Origin of the sequence: Moritella sp. F3 (assembly GCF_015082335.1) — a bacterium.
Taxonomy (GTDB): domain Bacteria; phylum Pseudomonadota; class Gammaproteobacteria; order Enterobacterales; family Moritellaceae; genus Moritella.
In genome coordinates this window covers 534,846-553,259 of record NZ_BLRL01000001.1, presented here as the reverse complement: position 1 = coordinate 553,259, position 18,414 = coordinate 534,846, and the positions used below count along the sequence as shown (strand labels likewise).

The window sequence follows — 18,414 nt, the reverse complement described above, 5'->3', positions numbered from 1 at the left end:
AACGAGGGTCATCTTAATGCTGATTTTTTTTAAGAAAAATAGACATACAAAGAAATAATTATTCTTAATTTAAGAATAATGGAGGTTTATGCAGAATATTAAGTCAATTGGTAATGATGGCTCCAAGACGGCGTGTTGATCTCATCTTTATGGGGTTGGCTTATGATGGGCATGATGCATGAAAAGCGTTTTGCTTTGTGGACCTTTTTAATCAGAAAGCCCCACGCATAGTGGGGCTGATTATTATTGTGAATAAAAACTGCGTATTGGCTCTAGTTCAACGTATTCAATAACAGTATTTTTAACCAATTCCTGAATAGACTGCTTATTTGCAAATACAATCAGTATGTTACGCGTTGGTATCACATCAACAATAGCGAGTTCATGTTTCTTCACTAGTGCTGTCGCTGCGCCTTCGCCTCCCTTTTGGTATTTCACATAATACCGATTCAACCTGTTTTCCTTTGTCATGTCGGTTATGCTTGTTGGCTCTGTCACTGGTGTGGACTGATGTGAATAGCTCATCGGGACCACGAGTACCAGAGCCAAGCAAATACTGAGATATCGAATTTTAAAACGAGTCCCTTGTTTTGCCATAATGGCTCCTTATTGGAAGTTTAATCCCCAGCCTTCTAGGCTCCCTGTATCTTGACTGCTCGTATCGACGATCTTTAATTGCCAAAGACCCTTTGATTCATAGCCTGAGAAGTCAACATCATAAGTTGTATTTAGATTTCTATCTGAACCACCGCTATTATTGTGCAGTATAGCCTTGAAGCCTGTTGGTGATGTCAATGTTACTTTTAAATCACCAATGTAGCTGTGTTTGATATCGATCTGAATATTGACTATTCCTGCATCACCAATACGTTTAACATCGATGTTACTGACTACGCCGAAAGATGAATTATCTGGGATAACGACTCTTGTACTATTGGCATAATCTGTTGCACCGTTAGCATTTTTATAAGTAGCGGTCAGTGACGCACCATCGTACTTTTTATAGCCATAGACAAGCACTTGGTATTGGCCTGCTTGAACGTTATCAATACTACAAACTTCACTATTACCTTCAGTCCAAGATCGGCAATCATAATTATTTGTTGTTGGCGAACCGTTAAACAACACGTAAAGGTCTGCATCACCAGAGCCTCCAGCCATGGTGAACGTTAATGCAGTTGCATTAGCAGGAACGTCAATATTATAAAGAGTACTTGAACGACGGCCACCTGAAATTGGCGATTTTTCTATGCCGTTTTCCAACTTCATGTCATCGTTATTATTACCTCCCTCAGGGCCATCACAACTTACATCTAGATAGTCATTGGCCGCTGTTGCATTAATCAATCCATAGCCGGTTCTGTTGTCTCGACCTACAACATCGATATCTGTTGCTGAAGCTTTTAATGCAGAGCGAATCTGTGCAGCACTACATTGAGGATGATAGCTCCAAACAAGACCCGCGACACCTACTGCATGTGGTGTCGCCATAGAGGTCCCATTATAATATTGATAGTCTTCACCTGTCGTTGTGGACACTGTGACGTCTTGTTCTAGTATTGCTGATAGTTCAAGGCCAAGGGCTCTATCAACTGAAACCGAAACGATTGGATAAGTATTGTTGTCATCTAATACAAACGGGTTTTGCAGACCAGATAAGGCATCATTACTATAGATTATAGCGGCTTGGGCGCCTGCGCTATGACAAGCTTTTACAGGATCAATTTCTGGTCGATAACCAGTACGTTGATTCTCAATACGCTCAGTTAGACAAACTTTCCCTGCCATGTCACCACAGTTATAACTGTTGTCTGAAATATCGCAGCGTGCGAGTTTCCCTGTATAAGAACCAGCAACAGGACTCGACTGATAATTGCCAGTGCCATCAAGCGTTTTGCGGTTGTGCGGAACAATGCCACGGTCAAAATAGCGTTGACCATTAATCACAATATCAGACAGTACACCTTCACCAACGGTGACTGTTGATAGAATTGCAACCCCTGGTGCTGCCACTTCAACTTGATCAGTGGCTTGGGAGAATGCGGCGTGGTTGTTTTGATTATCTACCGCTGCAATTGACATAACAGAATCGTATGAAGCAGGATAACTGTGTGCGGTGTTTCCAGAATTGCCAGCAGCGGCAATAAGTAGGACACCATTATCAGATAGTTCTTGCAGCGCATCACGTTCAGTTCGACTCGATTGACTGCCGCCTAAGCTCATATTGACGACATTGGCGCCGTTCTGCGCACAGGTATCAATTGCTTTGACTAGGCTAGATGAATAACCCCAACCAGATTCATTGAATACTTTCACAATATGTAAGTTTACATTTTGATTTGGCATTACACCCACAACACCGTCACCATTGGCTATCGCAGCTATCGTACCTGCCACATGAGTGCCATGAGCATTATGATTACCTGGCGCGTTCCAATTACCTGTGCCGCTATCATTGGTGCCTGAGACCTGATTGCCACTAAGGTCGTTGTGAGTAAGGTCGTAACCAGAATCGATAATACAAATAGTCCGATTTCCGGTATTACTATCGTTTAAGCCCGCTGCATTAATCGCTCCTTGTCCCCAAGGAATGGACTCACTTAGTAAGAAACGTGGTGGGTCGAATTCTACATATTCAATTTCAGAGTTGAGCTGTAAATCCGCAAGTGCTTGTGGTTCAATCTCGACACTATAAAGCGGCTTACTTCCGAGTTTCTCCACTTTTTTAGCGTTTACTTGTTCGAGAACTGATTCTTGAAGTAGCTTGGCGCCCCAAACTGGATTGAGTCCCATCATAGAAGGTGCATCAGCGTCGGTATCTTTGAATTTAACGATGTATTTCATCGGTAAATCGAGTTCATCAAACTGAGGAAAAGCATTTGCATAGCTAATTCCTAAGGTTGCAATAGCTGTCGCTATTGCCATCGAGTTTAATAATTTATTTTTTTTATTGAGTTTGTTTTTCATGTTGCTCGGTTCCTTATTGAGCGAAAGTTATTACCTGCTGCAAAATGGTCGTGATACTTTCCTATTCGACTTGCAGAACCTGAGTTATAGAATTATAAATTCAAATTATCAATGTTGGACATCATTTAAAGCGAACGGAATCGCATTAAATCATAATGAAAATGATTTTCATTGACATTTAATATACCTATTTATTAATATCTATATTGTTTGTTCTTTGTGTGTTTATTGACCTTGATGGTCGGTTGTGTTTTTATTATCTTGCTGATTTTAATCGTTAAATGTGAAGTTGGATTAGACTGGGGTTGTGAACTTGATCAAATGTTGTTCAGGGGTTGTTAGTTTTTTAGTGGGGGGGGAAGAAGGCGAACCGAGGGGCATCATGATTAGAAGAGTGTACGTATCCCTCAATGTTGACAGGTGATACGTACTTATTTATCCGTTTATCTAGCTGTCACTACCATAGCGTTGCGTAATATAAGTCTCAAAATTATCGCATAATTGACCATCAGAAATATGATTGTCAGCAATGACTTCTGCGCCATCAACAATACTGATCTTAGCATTTAGATCTGCAGGTTCTGCGCGTGTTCTTGCTTGTGCCGCAACAATTTTAGCTTGCTCTTGTGACCAAGCTTGCTCACTGGTTTTATTACAAGTCTCAGCAAGGTAAGCCGCAGAGAATCCTTCGCCAGTTAAGCTACGCAGCGTGGCATCATGACTAATACTGTTACCTGGTTTCCAGTAATGTTCGGCAAGTAGTGGACCAATCGCTGGATTATCAGTGAGGTAACCGAACTTTTCAGTAAAGTAAGCGCGAGTTTGATAAACCGCCATATGCGCAAGTAGGTAACCCTGATAAGAACAGGCAGCTTCTTGTGATAATAGGTGCGGTACTGCCAGTAATGGACGTGGACTTGCTGCGAGGCCAAGAATACGTTGTTCAGTATCACGGGCTAGCGTCGTTAAATATTCAGGTGTAAGCAGGTCTTCATCAGCGCTATAAACAGCCCATTCAAAATACGGTACAACCAGAATACTACGTTCTTGATACGCTTTGAACGGTTGCTTCGCGGCAATTAATGCTTGGATAACGGCATCAGGTACCACTGCACCATCGGCGTTATAAGCATATTGTTTTAACCAATCGCCATCTGTTAATAAACTGTCGCAGAACATAGATTGTGTTTCTGCATACGCCATAGATGTTGGTGCAAACTCTTGTGAGAAACACGGTGAGTTTAATTTAATATTGGCAAAGTGAGCGGCATGGCCACCTTCATGGAACAAGGTGTTGATACCGTCATAACCACTACCTATTTGGTCGGGTTTTGCGTTACTGGTGAAATTGATTTTACCCGCTTGCCACTTATCTTCAGCATAGAATGATGGGATAGGGCCGTGGCAGAAACCATTTTGGTATTTACCTGCACGGTCTAATAAATCTAGGGTCATATCAGCTTGAGAATAATCAATATTCAGGCGACCGAATGATTCAATCCAGCGACGTAGTGATTTAGAAAATGGCACGTAAGGGTCAAGTTGGCGCGCTGCATCACCGGCATACATAAAGCTAAAGTTATGGCCTTGAACAGCGCTGTCACCTTTCGTTGTTGCCAAGTTTTGAATACTGCTTAGATTACGCTCACGAGTACGTAATTCAAAATCATCTAAAATAGTGAACAGTTGCTCTGGTGTCATCTGTTCAGTTTTATTAACTTTGTAATCGAAGAAGTTACGGAAACCTTGCTGGCGAGCAAAGTCATTACGTTGCTTAACCAGTTCGATATAACCATTATTTAGTACCCATTGCTCAAGATCTAATAATGCTTGATGTGCAGATTGGCGTACAGCTTCATTGTCACTGGTACGGATATTGGCAGCGAGTACGGTTAAAGACGCTTGTTGTTTGTTGCCGTTTTCGTCGTTGCAATACATTAGGTATTCTTGGCGTTTGGCAAACAGGGCTGATTCAGAGCGAATAAGGGCAGCCATTTTATCTCTACCGTCGGCACTTTCAATCGCATTCGCATCGAAAAAGGCTAACCAACCTTTAAGACCTTTGACTAGCTCGTCGTCTTCATCGGTTAACTGTAATAACACTTCAAGATTGCAACGTGCCGCTTGAATATGGCTAGGGTCTGAGATAAAAGCACTCAGTTCAGCTTCGGCAGTCGCAAATCCATTATGGTCATCGCTGGTGCCCATATATGTTTGCCAGAATAAGTCTTCTTTACGGCGGTGAAGCGCTAAGTAATCATCGTTAAGTTGGTTAAAATAATCTTGTGGATTCAAAACATCTCCTTATGAAATAACGTATAACGGTGAAAGTGCAGTTTAAGCATTGAATGAATGCATACGCTATTTTGATTTTTATTATTGTCTTTATGCTTGTTTATGGTGTCATTGCTATTAAATGGACAGTGACTGAACGACCATTATGAATAAATTAATACGAGGTGGTTGGATCTAGATCACATTTTGACTAAAACGGAGTGCCAGTGCGCTGTATTTGCATTCTATTTAGTTATTTTATGAAATTATTTAACGGTTTTGTTGTTCCTGATAAATAAAGACAATACACTTCAGCACTTTATATATAGATAATTTATATTATTAATAACATTTTTAGGACCATTATGTATACAGATGAAGATCTTAACAATGCAGTAGATAAAGGGATTTTTACTGCATTGTCCGTTGATGAGTTTAGACGTGAGCAACATTTAGCAAAACCGTTGGACAATCAGCCTACAACTAAAGTGACGAGTGTAGATGAAGAAAATATACGTTTAATCGGTGGATTTAACGATATATTCATTGTGATTGCTTGCGCGCTACTGTTGTTTTCATCATTGTGGGCAGTTAAATCGATAGACTCACGCCTTGGTTTAGCTACTTTTGCCGTATTATCGTGGGCGCTTGCGGAGTTTTTTGTTTTAAAAAGAAAAATGGCTTTTCCTGCGATTATGCTCTTACTGGCCTTTATTGGTGGTGTATTCTATTTATCAATGGAAGTATTCGCATCGTTGGGCGACCAGGTCATGGTTATCGCAACAGGTACATCTGCTATTGCCGCATATTGCCATTGGCGTCGTTTCAATGTGCCAATTACGATCGCAGCTGGTACGGCAGCGACAATCGGTTTTATCATCTCGTCTTTTGTATCCGCTTTTGCAACACCTGATATGATCAATGTACTTACCGATTGGTCACTTGTTGTTATTTTAATCTGTGGTCTGTTAACTTTCCTATTTGCAATGTATTGGGATTCTTCAGATCGCGAACGTGTGACGAATCGAACGGATACCGCATTTTGGTTACATCTACTTTCTGCTCCGCTGATTATTCATCCGGTGTTTTTGATGGTCGGAATCTTAAATGGTGATGAGAGTATCAGCAGTATTGCCGTGATCATTGCGTTATACATATTGATGTCGTTCATTTCTCTTATTATTGATCGTCGTGCGTTTATGGTGTCATCACTGGTTTATGTGCTGTATGCGCTATCAAGCCTCATGAGCATGTATGGTGATGTCGGTACGAACTTTGCTATGACAGGGATTGCCATTGGCGCTGCGTTATTATTGCTATCGGCATTATGGCATCCAGTGCGCGGTAAGATCGTGACGTTATTACCGAATGCGATTAAACAATTAGTTCCTGATGCTAAATAGGTTGCCGATAAGGTATTCAAAGTAAACTTAAAACAGCATTAAAAAATGATGATACCTAGGATGAAATGGCCATTTTATCCTAGGTATTATCAAAATGATGACCTCGTAACACGCCAATGAACCCTCGTTTCAATTATTGATCTAGATCAATAATTCCTAATACATAGCATTGACCTGCATATACAGGTAGAATGCCCCCTCAAAAAATTACAATAAAAGCATTAAGTGGGTTATTTAGCATGAGTAGAAAAATAGAATTATTGGCACCGGGTGGTGATGTAGAAGCGATTAAAGCAGCGATTGTTGCTGGTGCAAATGCGGTCTACTGCGGCTTAGATATGTTTAATGCCCGTAACCGTGCGTCCAATCTTTCGTTTGATGAGCTAAATGGCGTATTACGACTTGCACATGAACACCGTTGTGAAGTATTTCTAACCTTGAACGTTGTGATCTTAGAGCACGAAGTTGTAAGCTTAGTGCGTTTGCTTAATAAACTCGTTAACAGTGGTATTGATGGCATCATCGTACAAGATTTAGGTGTTTTCAACATTGTTAAAAAGCATTTCCCATCACTACACATCCATGCGTCTACTCAGTTAACAACGCATAACGAAGGTCAGATCCTTTTCTTACAGAAAATTGGTGCAACACGCGTCAACTTATCTCGTGAGCTAAACCTAGGTGAAATTAAGCAGCTAACAACAGTTGCCCATGACCACGACGTATTAACAGAAGTATTTGTACATGGCGCGCTATGTATTGCTTTCTCTGGTCAGTGCTATTCAAGCTCAGTAAGTGTTGGTAACTCAGGTAACCGTGGTCGCTGTAGCCAAGCATGCCGTGATGAATACGAAGTGACTGCTGAAGGCCATCGTTTCCCACTTAACTTAAAAGATAACTCTGCGTATTATGATTTACCACAATTGGTAGACGCAGGTGTTGATTCACTTAAAGTTGAAGGCCGTATTAAAGGTGCTCACTATGTGTACACTGTCGTTGATACATGGCGTAAGCAGATCAACAACTTTGTTGAATCAGGTAAATTATTAGCAGACGATGGTAACTTACATAAAGTATTTAACCGTAGCTTCACTAACTCATTCTTACAGGGTGACCTAAACAAAAAAATGTTTACGGATAACCCTCGTGACAACAGTGTTAACTATGCTGTTGAAAAAAGTGATGCTATCTCTGTGGTACAAATTCATGATGTGAAACAAGAGCTTTATACAGATAAAAATGCCTTAGGTGCAGAATTAGCTGAGAAAATTAAAGACCTAAGCATCGACAAAATTGCATTAACGTTAGCATTCTCAGCAAAGTTGGGTGCGCCATTAACGATTAATGTAACAACTGGAAATACTGCATTTGAAGTGCAAAGTAGTTCTGTTTTAGCAGCCGCTGATGAAATTTCAATTACACCTGAAACTGTTGAAAAACGTTTCCGCAGTTTCAATAATGCGACGTTTGATTTAGCGCCAATGGATTTTTCTCACTTCGATGCTAAATTAACGGTACCGTTTAAAGAGTTAGGCGATCTTAAAAACCAAGTTGCGTTTATTTTAAATGGTTCTCGTGATGTGGTTAAAAATGTAGAAGTACCTGCATTACCTAAGCATCCGAAAGTAGAAGATAAGCCAAAATTGTCATTGATGATTGCGAATGCGAAAGATCTACACCTTGCAGACGTAACGGATGCAGATATCTACTTCAAGCTCCCTGAAAGCTTGAAAAAGAACTGCCCTAAACACATTAAATTATTACAAGAAAACCCTCGTTTAATTCCTTGGTTCCCAGCGGTACTGATTGGTAAAGATTACCTAGAGTCAGTGAAGATCCTTGAAGAAGTAAAACCAAAACGTATCGTGACTAACAATACAGGTATTGCTTATAAAGCCTTTGAAATGGGTATTGAGTGGGTTGCTGGTCCGTTCTTAAATACAACGAACTCACACGCGTTATTAACGCTACAAGAAGAGTTAAACTGTGCTGGTGCGTTTATTTCTAATGAAATTAATCGTATTCAAATCAGAAATATTAGTCGTCCGAAAAACTTCAAAATGTTCTACAGTATTTACCACCCAATCCTGATGATGACGAGCCGTCAGTGTTTCTTCCAACAAACAGTTGGTTGTAAGAAACCAGCGATTGAAGATGGTTGTATGTTGAAATGTGAGAAAGCGACAACAATTACCAATGTGAAAGGTATTTCGTTTGCTGTTGATAAGCAAAAAGGTGGCTATCCAAGCATTTATAACGACGAGCAGTTCTTAAACTTTGATGTGATCAATGACTTCTCTGATTTGTTCGACGAGTTCTTTATTGATTTAACGAATATCGGAGCAGGTTCTAAAGAAGAGCAGAATAAGGTTGAGTTAATCAAACACTTTGAAGCTTTATTGGCAGGCGATGACGACGCGAAAGTAGCGTTAAGTCACCTCGTTCCTGTTGCAACGAATGCGCAGTATAAACAAGGCTTATAGAGCCATAGATAAACCTTAAGCTCAACAGCTTAAATGTGTAACTAAGCCAAGTTTTACAGATTTTAGTAAAAATAAATGACGTAAAACTTGGCTTTGTTTTTATGTACTTAGCGACACTTAATTTTATACTCAATCGAAAATGTAGTCAGTATCAGAATATAATGCCTATAATTGCTATCTAGTGATGTCTATCTGCTGATTTTAAGCGGATTGCGGTAGGTTATTATTATATGAATATTTTGCATATACACTCAGATTACCCTGACGGTCGCAATAATCTAAGTACGCCAGCCGTTAAATCCTTATTAGATGCCACTTCTGGTATCTCGAACACCATTTTTGTTATTCATCGAACCCCATGGCCTTGGCGTGTCCGTGTGATCGCGCACAACCCTAAATTGTATTCGATTTATTACTGGGGCCTGCCTTTTGGCTTAGCGCTGACGCTATCCCTATTTCTTGCGCGACAACTCCTCTTTAAACTAATCAAAACGCAGCAGATTAGATACCAGCTTATCCATGGTCATAAATTAGCAATTGATGGCACCTTAGGTGCTGCAATCGCTAATAAATTTGGCGTGCCGTATTTTTTATCGGTTAGAGGCGGTACTGATGTGCGTATTTTACAGCATAAAGCTTTCTTACGAGCGCGTTGGAAAAAGGTATTAGAAGAAGCTGAACATATATTTTGGGTTAGTTCTTGGGCTAAAAATCCGATAAAAAAAATGTTGAATTCCACCCTGAACACAGGCACGACACAATCGAGTCTTTTACCAAACCCTTGTGAAATGCGGCAGGTAGTGAAAATTAATCAAGACAGTAAAGTGGCTAATTTCGTTACTGTTTTCAGATTTGAGCAGTTTGAACGCAAAGGTATTATGCCATTGTTAGAAGCTATATCTAAGCTTAGTAGTGAATATCCAGATATTAGACTGGATATATATGGTTCAGGGCCAGAAAGTAAGATGAAAATAGTGCAGGGTAAAATTGATGCATTATCGTTAAGTAACATCGTCACGATTAAAGGACGAGTTGATAATAAATTATTGCAGCAAAAACTAAAACAATACTCAGCATTTTTGTTGCCGAGTAAGAATGAGTCTTTTGGAATGGTTTTTGTTGAAGCCTTGTTTTCAGGTTTACCGATTCTATATCACGCTAATACAGGGATTGATGGCTATTTGGATGATATAGACGTTGGGCTCAAGGTATGCGATCAAAGTATTGATGAGCTAGCAAATAAAGTGGAGGAGTTGATTGTACGACATGATTTTTTTCAATATCGGATTAAACGTGCATTAGAAACCCATGCATTAGATATTTTTGAGAAAAAAACAGTTGTTAATCATTATCAATGTTTAGTTGATAGTCTTAATCTGGAGTATTCAAATGCAAAATAAAAAAGTGCTATTGATCGCGTCTGCTGGTGGGCATTTAACTCAGGCACTATGCGCTTGTAATCATGTTGATGAAATTGTGTTAGTGACGACTAAAGCACTTGTTAAGGACGATAAAATCAAGAAGATTTACACCATTTGGTCAACGCAGAAAAATGCTTTTATTCACTTTGTTAATATTTTCTATGCCTTGTACGTGCTTGTTAAAGAGAGACCGCATACCGTATTTACCACTGGTGGGCCAATCGTTTTACCTTTTGCTCTGGTGTGTAAATTCTTACCGCTAAGATTTGTTTATTTGGATACCTTATCGCGGGTAGTTGAATTGTCGAATACAGGTCAATTGATCCATAAATACAAACTGTATGATGAATTTATGTCGCAATGGGAACCTGTTGCTAGCGAATATAATGTCGACTATGCGGGTAAAACTTTTGATTTAGAGGGAAAGGCGAACAAAGTACTGACGCCGTTATCACCGCCTGAGAGTCCATTAGTGTTAGTCACTATGGGAACTAATTCTTACCCGTTTCCACGTCTGATTGCAGCGCTGGAAAAACTTGATATTTACCATGATCCAAACGTACGTTGGTTTATTCAAACGGGTGGTTTTGAAGTTTCGGTGAAGCCAGCTAATGGTGAGGTTGTTGATATGGTTGGTAAAGATAAAATGGATGATCTTGTCAAAGAAAGCAGCCTGGTTATTAGCCATTGTGGTGTAGGTAGTATTAATCAGATGCTTGTCTATCAAAAGAAAGTGATCTTTGTACCGAGGTTAGAGCAATTTGGTGAGTTTTCTGATGATCATCAACTGCAAATAGCAAAAGAACTAAGTAATTCCAATATGACCGTTATTTACCCAGATGAATTATTACCTGTGTATTCGTTAGCTGAGCTAATAGCGATCCCGAGATATGACCAAACAATTGATATCACTAATCATGCATTTGCAGCCGTCATCGATAAAAAATTATTCGTAGAGCAAAGAGAAGATTCTTATGGCTAAGAAAATATTAATTTCTGTTGTTATTGTTGATTTCTTTAAAGCTGAACGCGTTGTAAATAATGTCGAAAGGATACTGGCACAGCAAGGTGATTTTGATACTGAAGTGATCATTATCGATAATTCAATGGATAGCGGTAATCAACAAATACTATCTCAATATCAACAGAGTGATAATGTTAAGTTATTTTTTAATAAGCAAAATAATGGCTACACCCGCGGTTGTAATCAAGGTGCTGACTTGTGTAATGGCGATTATCTACTGTTTGTTAATCCGGATATTGAATGGACATCTGTCAGTATATTAGCTGATATCATCGCTATTTATAAACGAGATCCTGAAGTTGGGATTGTGGGTACTAGGCAGATGAATGATGATGGTTCGACACCTGATACTGTGCGTCGCTTTCCTAATCTAGCTGCTCAAGTTTTACGTCGCTCTTCATTCAGACGTTTGCCGTTGCTCAAAGGAATCGCAGAGTACTACGAATATGGGGAGTTTGATTACTTTAAACCTGCCAATGTGGACTGGTTACAATCCTCATTCATGGCTATAAGTCGTCACCTTTGGGATAAAATTGGTGGTTTTGACTGTCGTTATTTTATCTTTATGGCAGACCCCGATATTTGTTATAAGTGCTGGGAACTTGGTTATAAAGTGCATTACGAGAGCGAGATAGTCGTTGGTGCAGATGGATTACGTTGTAGTGCGGGTGGTTTCAAGGATGTATTTAGTAATCGGGTTTTACGTTTCCATATTCGCGATGCATTCATTTACCATTTTCAGTATTTATTAAAACCGAACATTCCAACAGCACGAAAGTCACAAAATCAGCGTTCTTCAAGCGTTAATTACGAGCAATAGCTATGAAGATATTAGTAACAGGTGGCGCTGGTTTTATTGGTAGCGCAGTGATTAGACACATACTGACTGATACGGACTACGAGGTGGTTAATCTTGATGGCTTAACGTATGCCGGTAATCTGGATTCAATTCCAGCTGCTTTATTGTCCTCGAAATTGTCCTCGCAGTATGCGTTTGAATATGTCGACATCTGCAACCGGGAAGAGGTTGAACGCGTATTTTATCAACATAGACCTGATATTATTATGCACCTTGCAGCTGAATCGCATGTTGATCGCTCAATTGAAAGCCCTAATTGCTTTATTGAAACAAATATCATCGGTACCTATAATTTATTGGAATCAGCGCGAGTCTATTGGTCTTCATTAACGGGTGAAAAAAAAGCTGGTTTTCGTTTTCATCATATTTCTACCGATGAGGTTTTTGGTGATTTAGCAGATCAGGACAGTAAAGATAATAAAGGCGGCTTGTTTGTTGAAACCACGGCTTATGATCCTAGTTCGCCTTATTCTGCAAGCAAAGCGAGTGCAGATCATTTAGTACGCGCTTGGTTACGAACCTACGGCCTACCTACATTAATTACGAACTGTTCAAATAATTACGGCCCTTACCATTTCCCTGAAAAACTCATTCCGCACATCATATTAAATGCGTTAAATGGCCAAGCCTTACCTGTTTACGGCGATGGCCTACAAGTTAGAGATTGGTTGTACGTGGACGATCATGCTCGCGCTTTAGTACTCGTGGCGCTAACAGGGCTGATTGGTGAAAGTTATAATATTGGTGGTCATAATGAAAAACGTAATATAGACGTCGTCAATAGTCTATGTGAAGCACTGGAGGACCTGGTGCCAGATAAACCTAATGGTGTCACCTATTATCGAGACCTTATTGAGTTTGTCGGTGATCGACCTGGGCATGATCTGAGATATGCGATTGATGCCAGTAAAATACAACGAGAATTAGGCTGGCAACCCCAAGAAACATTTGAGACAGGTATTAAAAAAACGGTGCAATGGTATTTAGATAATACAACATGGTGGCAGCGAGTTCTAAGTGGTGATTATAAGTTAACACGTCGAGGAGAGAATGCTAATGGGTAATAAAAAATACAAAGGTATTGTGTTAGCGGGTGGATCTGGCACGCGTTTACATCCCATTACTAAAGCTGTCTCAAAGCAGCTGCTACCTATTTATGATAAACCGATGATCTACTATCCAATCTCGGTACTCATGTTGGCGAATATCAAAGATATCTTAATAATTTCGACGCCTGAAGATTTACCACATTTTAAAGATCTATTTGGTGATGGTTCGATTTTTGGTCTTAATATTAAATATGCAGAGCAGCCTAGGCCAGAGGGGATAGCGCAAGCATTTATTATTGGTGAAGACTTCATTGGCGATGATAATGTCTGCTTGATATTAGGCGATAACGTCTTTTATGGTCAACACTTTACAGGGAAGTTATTAAACGCGACTAACAAGGATACTGGCGCGACGGTATTTGGTTACCGAGTGACAGATCCTGGACGTTTTGGCGTGGTCGAATTTGATAAAGACGGTAATGCGATAAGCATTGAAGAAAAACCCGAGAAACCGAAGTCGAATAACGCTGTTACTGGGTTATATTTTTATGATAATCGGGTGATTAATATGGCCAAATCTTTAACGCCCTCAGCTCGGAATGAAGTTGAGATAACTGATATCACCAATATGTATTTGGCGGCAGGTGAGCTGTATGTTGAGCGTTTTGGACGTGGCTTTGCTTGGTTTGATACTGGCACGCATTATTCCTTATTGAAAGCTGGGATGTTTGTACAAACCATTGAAAATAACCAAGGTTTAAAAGTGGCCTGCTTAGAAGAAATCGCGTTTTCAAAGGGGTGGATCACGCGCGGGCAATTAGAAGACCAGGCATGTTTATTACAGAAAACCGAGTATGGGCAATACCTTTACGGTTTACTTCGCGAGGAACTGTAGATGAAAGTATCAAAAACCGCAATTGAAGGCGCCTTGGTGATCCAACCGGATGTATTCGGCGATGACCGTGGTTTCTTTATGGAAACATTTCAAGCAGTGCGTTATCGCGATGTGATAGGTGGTCAGTTTGACTTTGTTCAAGATAACTATTCTCGTTCTTCGAAAAACGTGTTACGTGGATTACATTTTCAAAAAACCAACCCACAAGGCAAGTTAGTTCGAGTCGTTATGGGAGAGGTTTTTGATGTTGCGGTCGATATTCGCTTAGATTCACCTAGCTACGGCAAGTGGCATGGGGTGCGATTAAATGCAGAGAATAAACTGCAATTTTGGTTACCACCGGGATTAGCACATGGCTTTGTGGTGTTGTCTGATCTTGCTGATTTTGAATATAAGTGTACAGACTATTATGACAATAGTGATGAAGGTTGCTTGATTTGGAATGATCCTGAGTTAAGCATCAATTGGCCTTGCAATAATCCGTTACTGTCAGATAAGGATAAAATGGGTCTTAAGTTTAAGGACTTGTTTTAAGCTATATTTTAAGAGATGTTAAGTAATGGCGACCTTTATGTATCGACTATTAGTTATAGGGCAAGAAGGGCAGGTAGGCCAAGCGATAAAAGACCGTATACAAGATCAATGTTGGGATGTGCTATTTACAGATATAGACACATTAGATATTACTAATGCACAGCAGGTTGAGAATGTATTCAAGAGTTTTAGGCCTGATTTGGTGATTAACGCATCGGGTTATACCGATGTGGATAGGGCTGAATATGATGCGGTAGTGGCTGAATCGGTTAATGCTTATGGGCCTTATTTGTTGGCACTACAATGCCATAACCTAGGTGCACTATTGATTCATTTTTCGACGGAATATATTTTTGATGGTCACAATCATAATGCTTATTTGGAAGCCGATAGACCAGCTCCTTTGAACGTATACGGGCGTACAAAGCTGCAAGGTGAACAATATATAAAGACTTATTTGAGTCGTTACATCATTATTCGCACCTCTTGGGTTTTTAGTGAGTATGGGCAAAACTTTGTCACGACGATGTTATTACTTAGCCGTAAGAATGCGCCGATTCGTGTTGTTAACGATCAAGTCGGCTGTCCAACTTATGCAGGTGATCTGGCAAATTTAGTTGTTGATATCGCTAAGGACTATCAGGCGGCAACGGGCCGTTATCGATTTGGTGATTATAACTTCTGTAGTGATGGTGATAATGATCGATATAGTGGGGTAAGTTGGTTCGATTTTGCTTGCGCTATTTTTGAAGAGTTAGATAAATACCAATCCGGTGAGCAGGGCCGAAATTTAATTGGGGTGACGAGTGTAGAGTATGCTTCCATTGCCACTAGGCCTAAAAATGGCATTTTAAATTGTCATAAAATATCACCGATCTTTAGACCTTCGGATTGGCGGTGTAAGTTACGTCATGTTATTGCAATAACAATGGCATAACTTTTACTGCTGGGGAAAATCAATGATTAATCGTAATTTATTAGATGCATATAAAGTCGAACATGGGAATATTAAAGTTGCTATTGCAGGTGCTGGGTATATCAGTAAGGGCTTGATACAACAGATCACGCTGCTGGATTTTATTGATGTTGTTTCGATTTATTCCAAAACGCGGGCGCCTATCATTGCTTTACTCAAGGACGCTAATTTACCCTTATCTATTATTGCCGATAATCTGGAAGAGTTTTGCGGCAGTGACGCTGATATTGTGGTTGAACTAACGGGTGACACAGAGTTTGGTTGTGAACTTGCGCTTGCGACGCTAGCGGCGAATAAACACTTTGTGGTCAGCGCTGAAACGGATGCACTTGTTGGGCCTGTACTTGCCGAGCTCTTTCGCGAAAAAGATTTGATCTACAGTAACATGTGGGGTGATGAACCGGGCTTAATTAAGCATCTGTATAATTATGCTGATGTGCTGGGTTTTGGGATTGTGGCCGTGGGAAAATTTAAAGGCTTCCATGACTCCTTTGCTAACCCTGATTCAGTATTACCTTGGGCTGAAAAGTCAGGCCAAAAACCAACAATGATAGCGTCTTTTGCGGACGGCTCGAAAATGTCGATGGAGATGACTATTGTTTCTAATGCAACGGGCTTAGTGGCTGATATACCTGGTATGCATTTAGCCAAAGGCACACTTGAAGATATTGTTGGTTTATTAAAGCTAAAAGAAGACGGTGGGATTTTGAATCAAACGGGTGTCATTGAAGTTGTTTGCGGCGTTGAGCCCAGTGGTGGAGTATTTGCGGTCATTTCCACTGATAAACCTGAGATATTAGATTCACTGTCTTACTATAAAATGGGTGATGGCCCTAATTACTTGCTGTATTTACCGTATCATATGCCGGGGATTGAAGCTTTGTACGGCTTATACGTGAATGTTGTTGAGCATCAATCTGTGGTTCGTCCAATGGGGGCGCCAGTATCGGATGTTGTGACTCGCGCTAAGCGGGACCTGAAAAAAGGCGATAAACTTGATTGTATTGGTGGTTATGATTATTACGGTGAGATGACCAGTGCTGAATGCTCAGTCAACGATCATGCACTACCTCTCGGCTTAGCAACCGGTGCTACATTACTGGTTGATGTTAATAAAGGCGAGCCCATCCTATTCCATCAAGTGGAGATATTAGGTCATAAAGACGGCTGCGAATTACGACAACGGTTCAGTGAAATGGTATTGGAAAAACAGCGCTTAGAATTAAACCAGCTTAAACGCGTTAGCTTAGGGTAGAATAGACCGCTTTGTCCTGTATTTTAGGCGCAAGATCTAGTTAATAAAAAGCGAGTCACTGTGATGGTGACTCGCTTTTTATTTTGTCGGGTTATCTATCTATAATGGTAGCAATTAACTGTATAGCTTTACCGTATTAGTGCTGAACAAGGCTCTTATCTTGCCGTATTTATCAACCAGTTGTAATAATGGTTTTGCATATTTAGATTGCCCAAAGGGAAGTTTTATTAATACGATAAACAACAATATAATCAGTTTGAAAAGTACGTCACATAAATAGGCGAATTTATTCACTAACGGTGCCTGCTGCATACGATAACGGGTGTAAGTTTCACCTATGCGTATAGCCCTTTTTAATAGATACTTGATATTTAATCGGTTATTAGCGACTTCTTCACTAACAAATGCCTCATTTGAGCAAACAAGTTTACCGCCATGTTGATACAAACGATAAAAGAAATCAGCATCTTCGCCACCCGTTAAGCCATAATCAGCATCAAATCGGAGTTGGTATTTCTTTATGGCTGCTTGGTTGATTAGAGTCGAATTAGTCGCACCACTCGTGACTTCTTGGCCGTTAGTCACCGCAGGGCGTTCAAATACACCAGAATCAATGATCCATTGTGGGGTGTTGCTCGGATAGGTTGATTTAACTTGGCCGAATACAGCATCAGCTTTAAAAGTTTGTGCGGTGGATAATAGATTAGCGAGCCAGTCTGGATCAGCTATTTCATCATCATCAATAAATGCGACCCATTCCCCTTGGGTATCATTGATGGAACAGTTACGTGCCAAAGCAATATTTTTTGCCGATTCTTGACGGTAAAAAACAGGAATATCCATGATATTAGCTTGGCCTTTGACGAGCATTTCGGCATAACCTTGTTCGTCATTATCTACGACAATCACTTCGAGACTGACGTGTTCAGGTAGACGCAATGCCGCAATACTTTGTAGTGTATTGACGACATGCTCTCTTTGATATGTACACATACAAATCGATATCAGCATGTCTGTTTTCACCTAACAAATGATGGTCTTATCATAATTGTAGTGACACAACAGCTGCTTTGCTCTGGCTTGTTGTATTATCCCTCGCTTTATATCGATACGCTGGTTAACTTTATTAAGATTTATCGTGTTTTATGTCTGGAGGTGCTCTGGAATAATACTGATGTGATTAACCTAACGTGTTGAATAATAACTCTTACTTTATGTTTTTAATCGTGGTTTAAAAGTAGGGTATTTGCTAATATCCAAAATTATTTTAAGTC

14 protein-coding genes are annotated in these 18,414 nt (G+C 40.1%); 10 read left to right on the top strand and 4 right to left on the bottom strand.

Translation table 11 applies throughout. From position 1 onward, the window contains the following. Positions 1-243: 243 nt before the first annotated feature. The 3 genes from JFU56_RS02410 to JFU56_RS02400 all read right to left on the bottom strand — a co-directional run bounded on the left by JFU56_RS02410 (position 244) and on the right by JFU56_RS02400 (position 5,262). The gene (locus JFU56_RS02410) at positions 244-597 is read right to left on the bottom strand and encodes a hypothetical protein (protein ID WP_198435678.1); all 354 of its coding nucleotides are present in this window, start codon (positions 595-597) and stop codon (positions 244-246) included. Positions 598-606: 9 nt separating this feature from the next. Beyond that, positions 607-2,967: a S8 family serine peptidase gene (locus JFU56_RS02405; protein WP_198435677.1), complete on the bottom strand. Its 2,361-nt coding sequence runs from the start codon at positions 2,965-2,967 to the stop codon at positions 607-609. A gap of 447 nt (positions 2,968-3,414) precedes the next feature. Continuing rightward, entirely contained in the window at positions 3,415-5,262 is a 1,848-nt protein-coding gene (locus JFU56_RS02400) for a M3 family metallopeptidase (RefSeq protein ID WP_198435676.1), read from the bottom strand. A 344-nt stretch (positions 5,263-5,606) separates the two neighbouring features. Here JFU56_RS02400 and JFU56_RS02395 point away from each other — a divergent pair, with 344 nt between their 5' ends. The 10 genes from JFU56_RS02395 to JFU56_RS02350 all read left to right on the top strand — a co-directional run bounded on the left by JFU56_RS02395 (position 5,607) and on the right by JFU56_RS02350 (position 17,140). Then, complete coding sequence (locus tag JFU56_RS02395; RefSeq protein WP_198435675.1) at positions 5,607-6,644, top strand: hypothetical protein; 1,038 nt, start codon at positions 5,607-5,609, stop codon at positions 6,642-6,644. 239 nt (positions 6,645-6,883) lie between these two features. Beyond that, positions 6,884-9,127 carry a peptidase U32 family protein gene (locus tag JFU56_RS02390; protein WP_198435674.1) on the top strand — a complete coding sequence of 748 codons (2,244 nt, stop codon included), beginning with the start codon at positions 6,884-6,886 and terminating at the stop codon, positions 9,125-9,127. Between the two features lie 230 nt (positions 9,128-9,357). After that, entirely contained in the window at positions 9,358-10,527 is a 1,170-nt protein-coding gene (locus JFU56_RS02385) for a glycosyltransferase (RefSeq protein ID WP_198435673.1), read from the top strand. Continuing rightward, positions 10,517-11,530 (top strand): glycosyltransferase, encoded by a 1,014-nt coding sequence (locus JFU56_RS02380; RefSeq protein ID WP_198435672.1) that lies wholly within the window; start codon positions 10,517-10,519, stop codon positions 11,528-11,530. Before JFU56_RS02385 ends, JFU56_RS02380 begins: the two co-directional genes overlap by 11 nt. Further along, positions 11,523-12,392 (top strand): glycosyltransferase family 2 protein, encoded by an 870-nt coding sequence (locus JFU56_RS02375; RefSeq protein ID WP_198435671.1) that lies wholly within the window; start codon positions 11,523-11,525, stop codon positions 12,390-12,392. Before JFU56_RS02380 ends, JFU56_RS02375 begins: the two co-directional genes overlap by 8 nt. 2 nt (positions 12,393-12,394) lie before the next feature. Continuing rightward, entirely contained in the window at positions 12,395-13,495 is a 1,101-nt protein-coding gene (rfbB, locus tag JFU56_RS02370; RefSeq protein ID WP_198435670.1) for a dTDP-glucose 4,6-dehydratase, read from the top strand. Next, entirely contained in the window at positions 13,488-14,375 is an 888-nt protein-coding gene (gene rfbA, locus JFU56_RS02365) for a glucose-1-phosphate thymidylyltransferase RfbA (protein ID WP_198435669.1), read from the top strand. Before rfbB ends, rfbA begins: the two co-directional genes overlap by 8 nt. Beyond that, positions 14,376-14,909 carry a dTDP-4-dehydrorhamnose 3,5-epimerase gene (rfbC, locus tag JFU56_RS02360; RefSeq protein WP_198435668.1) on the top strand — a complete coding sequence of 178 codons (534 nt, stop codon included), beginning with the start codon at positions 14,376-14,378 and terminating at the stop codon, positions 14,907-14,909. Between the two features lie 37 nt (positions 14,910-14,946). Further along, positions 14,947-15,846: a dTDP-4-dehydrorhamnose reductase gene (gene rfbD, locus JFU56_RS02355; protein WP_198435667.1), complete on the top strand. Its 900-nt coding sequence runs from the start codon at positions 14,947-14,949 to the stop codon at positions 15,844-15,846. Positions 15,847-15,868: 22 nt separating this feature from the next. After that, positions 15,869-17,140 carry a hypothetical protein gene (locus tag JFU56_RS02350; RefSeq protein WP_198435666.1) on the top strand — a complete coding sequence of 424 codons (1,272 nt, stop codon included), beginning with the start codon at positions 15,869-15,871 and terminating at the stop codon, positions 17,138-17,140. 114 nt (positions 17,141-17,254) lie between these two features. On the opposite strand, the gene JFU56_RS02345 is transcribed toward JFU56_RS02350, so the two are convergent. Further along, complete coding sequence (locus JFU56_RS02345; RefSeq protein ID WP_242065807.1) at positions 17,255-18,151, bottom strand: glycosyltransferase family 2 protein; 897 nt, start codon at positions 18,149-18,151, stop codon at positions 17,255-17,257. Between the last annotated feature and the right edge of the window lie 263 nt (positions 18,152-18,414).

What these genes read in the sequence shown, in the direction of transcription:
- JFU56_RS02410 (WP_198435678.1), bottom strand. Translation starts at nt 597, where the DNA reads ATGGCAAAACAAGGGACTCGTTTTAAAATTCGATATCTCAGTATTTGC.
- JFU56_RS02405 (WP_198435677.1), bottom strand. Translation starts at nt 2,967, where the DNA reads ATGAAAAACAAACTCAATAAAAAAAATAAATTATTAAACTCGATGGCA.
- JFU56_RS02395 (WP_198435675.1), top strand. Translation starts at nt 5,607, where the DNA reads ATGTATACAGATGAAGATCTTAACAATGCAGTAGATAAAGGGATTTTT.
- JFU56_RS02390 (WP_198435674.1), top strand. Translation starts at nt 6,884, where the DNA reads ATGAGTAGAAAAATAGAATTATTGGCACCGGGTGGTGATGTAGAAGCG.
- JFU56_RS02385 (WP_198435673.1), top strand. Translation starts at nt 9,358, where the DNA reads ATGAATATTTTGCATATACACTCAGATTACCCTGACGGTCGCAATAAT.
- JFU56_RS02380 (WP_198435672.1), top strand. Translation starts at nt 10,517, where the DNA reads ATGCAAAATAAAAAAGTGCTATTGATCGCGTCTGCTGGTGGGCATTTA.
- JFU56_RS02375 (WP_198435671.1), top strand. Translation starts at nt 11,523, where the DNA reads ATGGCTAAGAAAATATTAATTTCTGTTGTTATTGTTGATTTCTTTAAA.
- rfbB (WP_198435670.1), top strand. Translation starts at nt 12,395, where the DNA reads ATGAAGATATTAGTAACAGGTGGCGCTGGTTTTATTGGTAGCGCAGTG.
- rfbA (WP_198435669.1), top strand. Translation starts at nt 13,488, where the DNA reads ATGGGTAATAAAAAATACAAAGGTATTGTGTTAGCGGGTGGATCTGGC.
- rfbC (WP_198435668.1), top strand. Translation starts at nt 14,376, where the DNA reads ATGAAAGTATCAAAAACCGCAATTGAAGGCGCCTTGGTGATCCAACCG.
- rfbD (WP_198435667.1), top strand. Translation starts at nt 14,947, where the DNA reads ATGTATCGACTATTAGTTATAGGGCAAGAAGGGCAGGTAGGCCAAGCG.
- JFU56_RS02350 (WP_198435666.1), top strand. Translation starts at nt 15,869, where the DNA reads ATGATTAATCGTAATTTATTAGATGCATATAAAGTCGAACATGGGAAT.
- JFU56_RS02345 (WP_242065807.1), bottom strand. Translation starts at nt 18,151, where the DNA reads ATGCTGATATCGATTTGTATGTGTACATATCAAAGAGAGCATGTCGTC.